We start from the raw sequence: 11832 nt of genomic DNA, 5'->3' as shown, positions 1-11832 counted from the left end.
TTGATATCCTGCGTTCTCGCTTAGATCTCCCATTTCTGCGGTTCTCTGCACTTCGGCCGCTGCTACTGGGATTTGTTTTTTTAAACTTACAAGCTCATCTTGAAGCCTTTGGATTTTATCAGCAGTCAAATAATCGTCAGCTTTTTTTAAGAGCCTTCTATCTTCTTCACCTTTTCGTTTTGGGATTTGCATACTAATATATTGTATCAGATTTATTCACGTAGCGCGTCAAGTTCTGCTCGAGCTTCTAAAAATCTGGGCATGTCAGATTCACTTAAAGCTTCGCCCTTTGGAAACTCAACTTCAAGTGGATTGACCAATTCGCCATGAACTTTTACCTGGTAATGAAGATGCGGACCTGTTGAAAATCCAGTTGATCCAACATATCCAATAACATCACCTTGGTTTACGCGCGACCCCACGCCAAGTCCTTTTGCATATGCGCTAAGGTGAGCGTACTGGGTTTGATAAGTATCGTTGTGGCGAATATCAACGTAGTTACCAAAGCCACCATTCCAGCCGTATGCTGTTATTGTGCCATTACCAACCGCCTTTATTGGAGTTCCGCTTGCCGCAGCATAGTCGATCGCAAGGTGAGTGGTTGTGCGCTGAAGGGTAGGATGGAATCTGGCATAAGTATAGCCAGAGGATATTCTGTTATAGCTAAGTGGTGCTTTTAAAAATGGCCGCACAAGTGAGTTTCCGTCCTTATCGTAATATCCTTCATCGCCATTTGAATCATGATAAAGGTAGGCATATACAGTTTCTCCAACGTTTGTAAAACTCGCAGTTAAGATTTTGCCAACCCCGGCTTCTTCACCATTTCGAGTTCGCTTTTCATAAACCACTACGAATGAATCGCCGGTTTGAACTTGAGTTGCAAAGTCTACTTCCCAGGCAAGAGTTTCGGCAAGGTCTAAAATTAATACCTCGGAAAGTCCTGCTTCGACTCCAGAGAGAAACATTGACTCTTCAATAGTCGCCTCACCGCGCTCTATTGTAACATCGTACTCGATTGGACTGATAGTGGTGCTATACGCATCGTTTGTAAGATCAACCGAAACAATGTCTTCTTTGTTTGGTTCGTATTCGAGCGCATTTCGTACTCCATCTATGTAAACCACTCGAATTGGTTTTCCAACACGTACGTTTGTAAAGTCAAAGATCTCACTTGAAGCATCAACAATAGCCAAAGCCTCGGCATATTCAATTCCAAGCTCTTCCATAATGCTTGTAAAAGTATCGCTATCGCCTATCGTATGATTCTGCTCTGTGCGCTTAGGACCCGTGTCTTCGATCTCCACAACTGGCTCAGTTTCCGCATGCAGACCCGGTAGTGCTTTGTTGACTACAAAATAGCCAGTCCCCGCAATGCCTATGAGCACAATTATTAGTATTGCTTTTTTCATGTGATAATTTTTGTGTTCAAGCAGTGTAGCATAGAATTGAGGAAAGAAAAAACGCCTCATTTCAAGAGGCGTTCAGAACGGTCATGGCACTGAGTTGCTAGTGCACGATTTGCGTCATTTCTCTCAGAATTCGTGCCTTGTTCTCCAGTTCGCTAGCAACTTCATTTGCGATCGCATTGCAGTACTTTGCCAGCACAGTAGTTGCGGCTTTGTGGCACAAGATTATGCTTGCTGGGAAGAACAGGTTTTTGCACGTTAGCCGAGAGCAAATGCGAATGTTTTCTGTGGGATCGCTGTGAAGCCTATCCTCGCATGCTTCTTCGAAGATCTTCAGCACTGCTGACATTGGATCTTTTGACGATCGCTTGACCTTCTTGTCCAGTTTTTTGACGCCATCGAGCAGTATGGGAAGCACGTTGCCTGTACCGTTCCTCTCTCGCAACATATCATGTATGTGATGATGCTTTGGGCATTCAACGTGAATCGGTGCTTTTTCTGGGTTGGCTCCCAAGATATTATTTCGATATGCGAGTTGGTAGCAAGTTGCGCGATAGGCTGAGCAAACCATTTCTTCGAATTGACTGCGTTTTGGTAGCTGTTCCGCAAGTTCTGCTAGGTCTTCCATTGGCTGGAAGAGGTCGCGGCGGAAAGAGTCGAAAACGCGTCTCGCAAACCGAGTGTCCTCCGTGTCGATTTCAGCGTTTCCGCTAACGGTGATTCTGTACACTGCGCTACCAGAAACGCATCCAAGTTCTTCGGCCTTTATAGCCTTTTGGATACTTGCGTCGAGCACGCCATTTTCCGGCGGCCAAACAGATACTTCCGGAAGCCCAGACTTTACCGTAACCCCAATTGTAAGGGTTGGGTCTTCTCTGTCGGTCAGGCCGAATTTCTCCACCAGTTCTTGGCTGATCAGTCCAAGCATTTTTTCTCCTTTGAATGAGCGTGTAATTGCTGGTTGCAAAGACACATGAAGTTATCATATTTAGGCTATATTGTCAATCTTCATATTAAATCGCATCGGTGGATTTAAATTTGATTTTATCATCTACATGTTACGTAGGGTCGGCCCTTGTGGCTGCCCACTACTGCCGTAAAGAACCTCCACGCAGGGTTACCCCGTCAACCTCCGCTTGATTGACTCAGCTTGGCATGTTTGATAATCTAGCCACCTCGTTCCTTTCACAAAAGAGGTCGCCATGGAAAATCAAAAATCAGGTTGTTTAAAATCTGCAGCTGGATTTCTGTCCTTTTCTACGTGCATTCTGTTGGTGGCTATGGCCATTAAACACTTCTTTCCAAACAGCATTCCTGTTGATGTCTTTTTTGTCTGGAAACTCAAAGGGTCGCTTGCGCAATGGATCATAGCAGTTATCCCAGTACTTTTCATGGGCCTTATGACCAACATTCTTACAGGTTGCTGGTCAGAGTTCCGATCGGCGTCTAGAAGTCACTTTGTTCGAGTGCGGAAAAATAGAAGTGCTGGTGGGGGCATGTTTATAAAGCCCTTACCAATTCACTTCGTAGAAGATGAGCCGAACGAAGAGGGTGAAGTCAATCAAAAGAAAGTGGCTCGTGTTGACCCGATTTTTATCCTTACCAATGGTTTCTTGACTAGTGTGGTCAGTGGAGTAACGGAAGAGGTAATTTTCCGTTGGTTGCTACTACTCGATGCCATGCCAGTAATTCTGGTATTGAATTTTGTGACCTTTGGTCTGTTGGAAAATCTGCAGGTGCATTTACTAGGGCCAATAGCGAACGTACTCACTTTTGGATATTTGGAGGAGTTCATATTCTTCAAAGATGGGTGGCAGTTTGGATTTGCATTGTTTTGGTCTGCGTTGCAATTCAAAAGCGGTCATAACTATCAGCAGTGGCTCGCTAGAACTTCTTCATGGTTCTTTGGAATGTATATGTTTGGACTCACTATGACTTTTGGTCTGCCAATTGCCATTGCGGCGCATTTTCTGTGCAATATGCTCATTAGCTTTTATGCCATGAGCACCGCTTCTACCGAGCGTATGCGCAAGTCGGCGGAGATTTTTGCCAATGCGCTAGCAGAAAATTCGAAAGCAGAAGTGAAGGAGGGACTACAAGAGTGAGGCGTTAGCTCCGAAGGATAAAACCTTCGGATTTTTTTTGATTTGATTTTGATATCTTTGCCGTTGGGCTGGCCTCTGTATTGGATATCGCGTAGGGGTGGCCCTTGTGGTCGCCCTCCCTGTGTCATATCGCGTAGGGACGGGGTTTTTGATTTGATTTTTTAAGCTGAATGGGGGAGAATTGGTGTGTATTAATATTTCACAAATTCCGCGGGTAAAGGATATCGCCTGAATGCGCCTAATATGTGAAGTGTATGCACATATTGACTAGTTGGACAAAATCGCTCGCTTCGCGAGCTCGTCAGTGGCTGCGCCACTGCCGTTTTGTCCAACGTGCCGCGGCTTCGCCGCTGTTGCCCTCGTCGCTCGCAAAGCTCGCGACATCGTCCAACAGCGGCTATGCGACATGCCCGTCGACGAGTAAACTCGCCTCCGGCCACGTCGCATAAGCCGCGGCACGTTGTGACGAAATAATAATACATTCTTTTGCTACTAGCGTAGCGATTGGAAATCAGGGCAATTTTTCTTCGCTGTTTACAAAAAGAAGACCGCACCCCGAGAGGAAGTTCGCGAGGTGCGATCTTCTGTGGGGTGCGGTGAGGGTCAGGCAGCTTGGCGGATGGGTTCCTCTGCGTTCGCCACGACCACTTCGGGGCGCGGCTCACGACCGCCAGGGGGTCGTGGTGGTGGATTCCTTCCGCGAACGAGTGCTAACCAGTCGCAGGGCGGGAGCTTGATCGCAGAAACTGCGGCAAGCATCAGTCCGATGAACGGCATGGAGATCGCGATGTACGGATTCATCGATTCGTAGAGAAATCCGTTTACCGTCTTCAGTCCGAGCCAGTTCGGAGCGTCTGGTTCGAACGGCAGTAGGGACATGCCAGCGAAGGCGACGCCGATCATGAACAGCAGTTGGCCGTTCATCATGAAGTCCAACCGATTGAACCTTGGATGCCCCTTCCAGAACCCGACTTCATCATGGACGAAGATCCAGTAAGAGGTTTTGCCGATGAGCTTGAGCGTTTCCTTTGGCATGACCCGGAAGACTTTCCAGGTCGCTACCACAACGCTAGGAATGACGAAGGTGGCGATCGCAAACCGCTTCATCGCCTCCTTTTCACCATGTCCGACGAAGAATACGTGAAGCTTCCCATACAGGAAAACGAGCACGGCATACACCGTCATCATGACACGATCGAACCTTGAGGGAGTGCGTGGCATTGCTGCCTCCTAAGAGATGTGAAATGAACCGAAAACAAATAGAAACATAGCTCTTTTCAGCCAAAAAGTCAATAGGACTCCAAAACAACGAAGAAAAATTGCCCTGATTTCCAAAACTCCTTCCTCCGGTCGGAGTAAGAATGTATTATTACATCGTACAACAGCACGATATCCGGTTCGCGCTTGGCTAACGCCAAATGCTCACCCATATTTTGCTCCGCTACGCTCCGCAAAACATCGCATATACTGAAACGTTATACGAAATAGCAAAAAATGCTACAATATAAAGGATAAGTTTGGCAATTTATTTTCAACCATCAATCTTATGTCACCAGAATTACCAGGAGGAGCTATGCCAGAATGGCAATTGTTTCAAGAAAAAATTCATCTTGTAGACGGAAAACAAAAAGTCGTGGGCTTCAATGATGCCGATGGAAACTATTACCCACTGGCAGAAGGTGAGGAATTAGTACACATCAAGTCTGCAGATGGTGTTGGTAGAGATACATTTATTCGTAAAGATGGACAAACCATTCCATTTGAAACATGGAAACAGAATAAATAAATTGCCAAACTTAATTTTGATACGCATTTTTGCTACATCGCACAACAGTAGTATATGCGGTTCACTTCCGCTTCGCGGAGCGTTCACCCAACTTGAGGGCTGGTCTGTCGTTTCACTCCCAATTGTACCGCAGTCAAAATTCGTATATACTTCGGACGTTGTACGAAATGTTTGACTTATTTTTTTAAAACTACTAACATTAAGACACAATAATATACGAAAAATGGCTAAAATATCAGTAAAAAGTGTAGTATGGCAAGAAGGTAAATATTATGTTGCACAGTGTCTTAATGTTGAAGTTTCCAGCTTCGGTGAGACACGCCAAGAAGCCCTTGCAAATCTCGATGAAGCATTAGAGCTATATTTTGAAGATCAAAAAGACATCAAAGTTAATATAGTTAATAGACCTCAGATAGTTTCACAATCTTTGAGGTATGCCTAAACTTTATTCTTCAAAACACATAATAAAAGTTCTTGAAAGCAAGGGCTTCTTTTTCGTTTCGCAAAAAGGTAGCCACACAAAATATCGCAAATCAGGTAAAAACACTTTGACTGCTATTGTTCCTCACCCTAAAAAAGAGATTCCCTTTGGCACCTTTCGCTCAATATTACGTCAATCAAGTCTCACCGAAGCTGATTTTGAAAACAAAAAATAAGTCAAACATCGTACAACAAAGTTTAAGCGGTTCCATTCAGTCGCAACCGTTGTACAAAATTTGACTTATTTTTATAAAACTACTAACATTCAGAATAGTAAAAAGCGTTATTTGGCAGGAAGGTAAATATTATGTTGCTCAGTGTCTTAATGTTGAAGTTTCCAGCAAAGGTCTTGGATCTTCCTAGGAATTCTACTTACCGCCATTCCGGCAGTCTTAGCAAATACCCTAACAAACTTTTCTGATGTTTCAATAGATAACTGGTATTATCAATCGGTTAGAAATGTTAACATTCTTGGAGTTATAGAGGGTTACGAGGATGGTACGTACAAACCATCTAATAATCTAAATAGAGCCGAAGTAGATTATTCATTAAAAAAGTAACGGCAAGTTTTCAAACTCAAGGGGACGCTGCGCTTCGGCTTCGTTTCACTACGGCAAACATCGTATATACTTCGGACGTTAAGTGAAATTTGGACTAGCTCACTAACGCAATATTTATTAAGATAAACACATAATCAATAAAATTATGGAAAACAATCATTTCAAAGAAGCAGCTAAATCACACAAACTTCTTGCTCAAGAAAGAACCCTTCTTGCCAATGAGCGTAATACCCTCGCATATATAAGAACAGGGTTTTCTGCATTTGTTCTAGGTATTGCAGCCATTAAATTATTTGAGGGTGATGGTTTTTTTCTATATGCCGGATGGATAGCTGTTGTAATTGGAATACTGTTTATTATTCTTGGGCTAGTTTATTATCCAATACGAAAAAAGAAGATCAAGTCATATTAGCGTGTGTCCTCCTGATGATTCTTCAGCTTTTTAATAAAAATTAGCAGTCCACCTCGTTGATCAGCACTTCCATTGCTTCGTATTTAGAATCAATTTGGTCTTCAATTTCTTTTATCTTAAGGCCGTATTCTTTTATGGAAGTAATGTGTTTTTTCACACAGGCCTGTTGAAGGCTGTGACCGAGCTCAACTTTTTTCACATCTAATTTTGATATTTCTTTTTCTATCTTTTCGATGTCGCGCTTGAGAGATCTTTGTCGCTTCGCGCGCTCTTTACCATCCTTGTATTGGCTATTTTTTTCAGTGCCGGTTTTAAATACAGCCTCATCGTCTGACCAGCCGCCGAGGCGGAGGAATTTGTCATAGCCGTAATCTAGAACTTTGATTTCATCGTTATCAAAAAGTACTAATTTTGTGGCAAGGCGGGAAAGTATCGCTTCGTTATGAGTAACAAAAATCACAGTGCCTTCGTAGTTTTCAATCGCTTCGGCCAAAGCCTCTACCGACTCCATATCAAGGTGATTTGTCGGCTCATCGAGCATAAGAAGCTGAGATGCCGAAAGTAGAGTTTTACCGAGGCAAACGCGGCTCTTTTCTCCACCGGAAATCATACTGATTTGTTTTTTAACATCATCTCCACGGAACAACAAGGTTCCACAAAGATTTCGAGCTTCTTGCTCAGAAGTTCCCGGGATCGCCAATAGCTCTTGAAGAATCGTCTTAGATGCATGCAAAGCTTGAATTGAATCTATTCCAAAATACTCAACTGCGAGCGTTGGTGGAAGACGAACCTTGCCACTATCAGGCTCCAAGGTTTGATGAAGTAATCGAAGTAGGGTCGATTTACCTTTTCCATTTCGTCCGATAATTGCGATGCGGTCTCCGGGAAAAGTCGTAAGTGAGAAATCTTTGATAAGTTGGTTTTCAATCGTGTATCCAAAACTTATATTAGAAGCTTGAATAACGGCATCACTCTTGCAAGGGATAGATCTAAAATGAAATCTAATGGTTGGGATATTTTCCAGTTTTTCCTTAATTTCTTGTTTAGCTAGGGACTTAATACGGGACTGGACAAGGCCGGCGCTACGAGCGCCGGCCCTGAATTTCCTTATAAATTCAGCCTCCTGCTCACGCTTTTTTTCCTGATTTTTTCGAGTTTTGTCATAAATCTCCTCGTCTTTCCGTATGTGCTCCAAGAGCTTCATTGGGCCTCCAGACATCTTCCTCATATGTCCTCGATGAATCGCGACCGTGTGAGACACTACCAAATCCATAAAATTACGATCATGCGTCACAAGTACAAAGGCTCCATTCCAGGATTTTAAAAATCGCTCCAGCCACCGAAGGGACAAAATGTCCAAATAGTTGGTAGGCTCATCGAGCAAAAGCAAATCTGACTCAGAGACTAGCGCCTCCGCTAATCTTACTCGAACCTGAAATCCACTGGAAAATTCGGAGGGCGCCCTCTCAAAATCCATCTCATCAAAACCAAGCCCCATCAAAATCGATTTAGCTTTCCATTCTTCATTCGTAGCGTTCAGAGGAAGGGCTTTGCAAACCTGAGCCAAGATAGTCTTCTCGGAAAACAGCATATGCTGCTCAAGCGCTCGAATTCTATATCCACGTGGCATCTCAATACTACCCTCCAGATACGACTCCTCTCCAAGTAAAATCTTCAAAAAAGTACTTTTCCCACTACCATTTCTGCCAATAAGTCCGATTTTCTCCTTCGGTGCGATGTTCAAATCCACGTCCTGAAACAAGATCTGCGTACCATATGATTTATTTAACCCGGAGATCGTGAACATTTTTTACTTTATGAATATGGATGTAGTATAACGCTAGATTTATTAAATGTCTCCTCTCAAAATTCACCCGCAGGTTCTAAAATAAAACCGACCACTTTCGGTGATTTCAAATTGCGCGCCACATTGTATACAAGTAGGAACCATGCATTAGATGAAATCCAAATAATTCTCATTGGTGATACATTTGAATTCACTATTTTCATAGGTCTCATGCCAACTTTTCGGGGCTTTCGTTTCCCTTTTTGGATTCCATTTTATCTCATATCCGAAAAGCTTCCCCTCTCTTTCTTCCACCAAATCAATTTCCTGCTGATCATAAGTTCGCCAGAAATAATTATTCGCATGGGGCCCTTCGTAATGTTGTTTTTTTAACCTCTCCATGACAATAAAATTTTCCCAAAGTTGCCCTACGTCATCACGTATATGCAACGGGTTGAAATTATTGATAAGCGCGTTTCGCACCCCTATATCATAAAAATAATAACGAGAAGTTTTCGTCACTTCTTTACGCAAATTTCTGCTGAAACCGCGAATATTTACCAAAATGAATGACTTTTCGAGAAGATCAAGATACCTCGCTACCGTATTTCTATTGAGCTCCAGTTGTCCACCCAGTTCTGAAAGTGACACCTCATTGCCAATCTGAAACGCAAGCAGAGTAAGGAGGTCTCGCAATTTTTTCGAGTTTTTAATATTATCCAACTCAAGAATATCTTTAAAAAGATAAGAATCAACCACTTCTTCAAGATATGCCGATCTTTCATCGGGTGGAAAATCATAGACTCCCGGATATCCACCATATATGAGGACATCATTATGTAGAATTTCTTTGGTATTCTCCACTCCTCGAAATTTTATAAGTTCTTTTATGGAAAGTGGAAAGAGATTTAATGTCCATTTACGTCCGGTAAGAGGTTCACCGATTTGTCCCGCGAGCTCAAAAGATGCTGAACCACTTACAATAATTTTTATTCCAGGTATGTGATCCACCATCAATTTGAGATTTGCTCCAATATTAGGTACTTTTTGAGCTTCATCGAGAACAAATAAATCATAACCGGCTACAAACTCTTGTAATGTACTGACGGAGGTAGAGGAAAGGGATTCATGAATTTTTAACTGCCCCCCATCGACAAATTTCACCCTTCCACTATAAGATTCTATAAACTGTTGAATAAGGGTCGTCTTCCCAACCCTACGTGGTCCGTGTATAACAACCACCTTATTTGGCTGAAGAAAATGTTGTAATTTCTTGTAAAGAAATCGAGTAATCATACTAACTATATTTAGATAAATTCCGACATATAGACTGTCCGTATTTTAGTAAATTCCGCTAGTAATGTCAAGTAAACCCATAGAAAACAGCTCGAAATACGCATGTTACTAGCTGTATTTAGATAAATTCAGATAGTATACTGCCCATATTATAACAAATTCCGCTACCATCAAGATGGAATTCAATACACTAACTTCAAGTAGCATTTTTCACAATAAATTTTCTCAGGTCGGTCGGGGGCATACGTGGTTTGAATAGGGCTTGAGCATTTGTCGCATGATCTGTTCCAAAGGTGGCGCGGGTTCTGTAACTGTAATCTATCCAGATGTCTTTGCTCCGGGCATTTTCTTGGAATCGGAAGATCCATTTCTTTGTAAAATTTCAATTCCTGAGGAATGATTTTATAATTTTTCCCCGTTACTTCACATGCCAGAATTTTCTCACAAATATCATTTGAACTTACCGGGAGCGTATAATTTTGAGGTAAATAGTTTTTTGGATCCTTTGCGCGCCATTTAAATCCACGATTCAAAGCATCCTCTTCAGTCAATGGGAATTGCTCGAATGCCTGAGTTTCATTGTACCCAAATGGCGATAGAGATGATGGGAAAAACTCACCAAATTCCACACATGCGGATGCATGTGCCTGTCCGTTGTATGGGTATGGCGTCGACTTCATGTGCTCAATAATTTTCGGTACAAGTGATTCATACTCCTCTTTTGTATATTGTTTATTCAAAATGCAATATTTTTGCTTCTTCAACCCTGTGCATCCAAATAAATATTTACTGTTATTCGTGCAAAATTCCGAATACATAATGTCATGAGATGAGCTAAGTACAAAGCTGCTAAATAATAAATTCTGCACTTTCTCGCCAACCGTTTGACCTTCATATACCATCTCCGCCGCACTTCCGCCCCAGCCATCCATATCATAACAATTCTTACATTTTTGACAGTCATTCAAGTAGGCGCAATCTTGACTTGCTTCCACATGAAAACAATTTTTCAAGTTTTGAGAAGTTGTAATATAATCGCCACTCACATTTTCATTTTGCACTCCATGATATGATTTTTGTGGAAATTGAACGGCATATTCCTGAAACCTTTTTCCAAATTCCGCTATATACTGATGATTGTTAAATCCAAATTCATTTCGCTTCTTCTCATACTCTTCCTTTGTATATTGCTCATTGAAAATACAATATTCCTTTTGTCTCAAATTCACACAACCGATACAATTCTTACATCCCAAACAATTCTTCAAAAACCATGAATCCAAACAATTTTTAGAATCATAAATATACTTAGAGTTATAACATTCAAATGAGTTTATCAGTTCATAGCAAAGTTCATTTCTATTTGAAAATGAGCAGTCCATGCAATTCACATTATGGAAGGAATCGCCAATGTAGTAACACTGATTATTATAATCGGAATAGAAAATCAAATGACAATCTTTATTCCATCCGGCATAGCTGGTATAAGGAGAATTTTCATTTGCCTCATTGAGCAAACATGCACGAGGTACAAGCTTTGAAAGCTCATGAAATTGTTCGAAAAATGAGCGAGTAAAATCAAAATCTCTTCCAAAGCTAAGCCCATCCCAATTATCGGAATACCAATGTTCCACAGAATAAACCGGGAAAGTCGCATCAGGATGATACACGGAAATAATATTTTCACCGGTACCGTCACATTTTCTCTGATAAAGAGTCCTACCATTCCGATGTGACAGCCTTCTCTGACTACGACAGGCGGGGCAATGCGTCGGTGCCGGTATTGCGTATTTCACATCACCAAAAACCGGCGACACTTTGTCATAAAAAGCCAGATCTTCATCCGCGATGGTAAATGTCGAGCCGCATTGTGCACAAGGTTTGTCCATATTTTCGCATTTATTTTAAGATTTTTTCATGTTTTGAGGGCATTATAAGGTTAATTCTTAATTATTGAAATAAAATATGAATTGCGAAATAGACATCATGACTACGACTTGC

General features: G+C 41.9%; 12 protein-coding genes. 5 read left to right on the top strand and 7 right to left on the bottom strand.

Translation table 11 applies throughout. The features are described from left to right. From Q8P68_04795 to Q8P68_04785, 3 genes are all read right to left on the bottom strand, one after another. Positions 1-192: hypothetical protein (locus tag Q8P68_04795; GenBank protein MDP4008480.1), on the bottom strand; the 192-nt coding region annotated here is incomplete at its 3' end. Positions 193-212: 20 nt separating this feature from the next. Further along, positions 213-1409 carry a peptidoglycan DD-metalloendopeptidase family protein gene (locus tag Q8P68_04790; protein MDP4008479.1) on the bottom strand — a complete coding sequence of 399 codons (1197 nt, stop codon included), beginning with the start codon at positions 1407-1409 and terminating at the stop codon, positions 213-215. Between the two features lie 97 nt (positions 1410-1506). Beyond that, the gene (locus Q8P68_04785) at positions 1507-2334 is read right to left on the bottom strand and encodes a hypothetical protein (protein MDP4008478.1); all 828 of its coding nucleotides are present in this window, start codon (positions 2332-2334) and stop codon (positions 1507-1509) included. A gap of 274 nt (positions 2335-2608) precedes the next feature. Between Q8P68_04785 and Q8P68_04780 the strand changes: the two genes are divergently transcribed. Beyond that, a complete protein-coding gene (locus Q8P68_04780; GenBank protein MDP4008477.1) occupies positions 2609-3511 on the top strand; it encodes a hypothetical protein in 903 nt (300 codons plus the stop codon). Between the two features lie 603 nt (positions 3512-4114). Here Q8P68_04780 and Q8P68_04775 read toward each other — a convergent pair. Continuing rightward, positions 4115-4732: a hypothetical protein gene (locus Q8P68_04775; protein ID MDP4008476.1), complete on the bottom strand. Its 618-nt coding sequence runs from the start codon at positions 4730-4732 to the stop codon at positions 4115-4117. Between the two features lie 325 nt (positions 4733-5057). On the opposite strand from Q8P68_04775, the gene Q8P68_04770 reads away from it, so the two are divergent. The 4 genes from Q8P68_04770 to Q8P68_04755 all read left to right on the top strand — a co-directional run bounded on the left by Q8P68_04770 (position 5058) and on the right by Q8P68_04755 (position 6749). After that, positions 5058-5297 carry a hypothetical protein gene (locus tag Q8P68_04770; protein MDP4008475.1) on the top strand — a complete coding sequence of 80 codons (240 nt, stop codon included), beginning with the start codon at positions 5058-5060 and terminating at the stop codon, positions 5295-5297. A 223-nt stretch (positions 5298-5520) separates the two neighbouring features. Next, positions 5521-5739 (top strand): type II toxin-antitoxin system HicB family antitoxin, encoded by a 219-nt coding sequence (locus Q8P68_04765; protein ID MDP4008474.1) that lies wholly within the window; start codon positions 5521-5523, stop codon positions 5737-5739. Beyond that, entirely contained in the window at positions 5732-5953 is a 222-nt protein-coding gene (locus tag Q8P68_04760; GenBank protein MDP4008473.1) for a type II toxin-antitoxin system HicA family toxin, read from the top strand. Before Q8P68_04765 ends, Q8P68_04760 begins: the two co-directional genes overlap by 8 nt. Positions 5954-6482: 529 nt before the next feature. Continuing rightward, a complete protein-coding gene (locus Q8P68_04755; protein MDP4008472.1) occupies positions 6483-6749 on the top strand; it encodes a DUF202 domain-containing protein in 267 nt (88 codons plus the stop codon). A 40-nt stretch (positions 6750-6789) separates the two neighbouring features. Here the strand turns inward: Q8P68_04755 and Q8P68_04750 are convergent, their stop codons facing one another. The 3 genes from Q8P68_04750 to Q8P68_04740 all read right to left on the bottom strand — a co-directional run bounded on the left by Q8P68_04750 (position 6790) and on the right by Q8P68_04740 (position 11720). Beyond that, positions 6790-8556, bottom strand: coding sequence for an ABC-F family ATP-binding cassette domain-containing protein (locus Q8P68_04750; protein ID MDP4008471.1), 1767 nt, complete (start codon positions 8554-8556; stop codon positions 6790-6792). 147 nt (positions 8557-8703) lie between these two features. Continuing rightward, positions 8704-9831: an ATP-binding protein gene (locus tag Q8P68_04745; protein MDP4008470.1), complete on the bottom strand. Its 1128-nt coding sequence runs from the start codon at positions 9829-9831 to the stop codon at positions 8704-8706. Between the two features lie 182 nt (positions 9832-10013). Further along, positions 10014-11720 carry a hypothetical protein gene (locus tag Q8P68_04740; GenBank protein ID MDP4008469.1) on the bottom strand — a complete coding sequence of 569 codons (1707 nt, stop codon included), beginning with the start codon at positions 11718-11720 and terminating at the stop codon, positions 10014-10016. Positions 11721-11832 lie beyond the last annotated feature (112 nt).

Source organism: Candidatus Peregrinibacteria bacterium, assembly GCA_030700255.1.
Classification (GTDB): Bacteria; Patescibacteriota; Gracilibacteria; order UBA1369; family JABINC01; genus JABINC01.
Note: the sequence above shows the minus strand (reverse complement) of the source record. Positions and strands in the feature narration are given on the sequence as shown.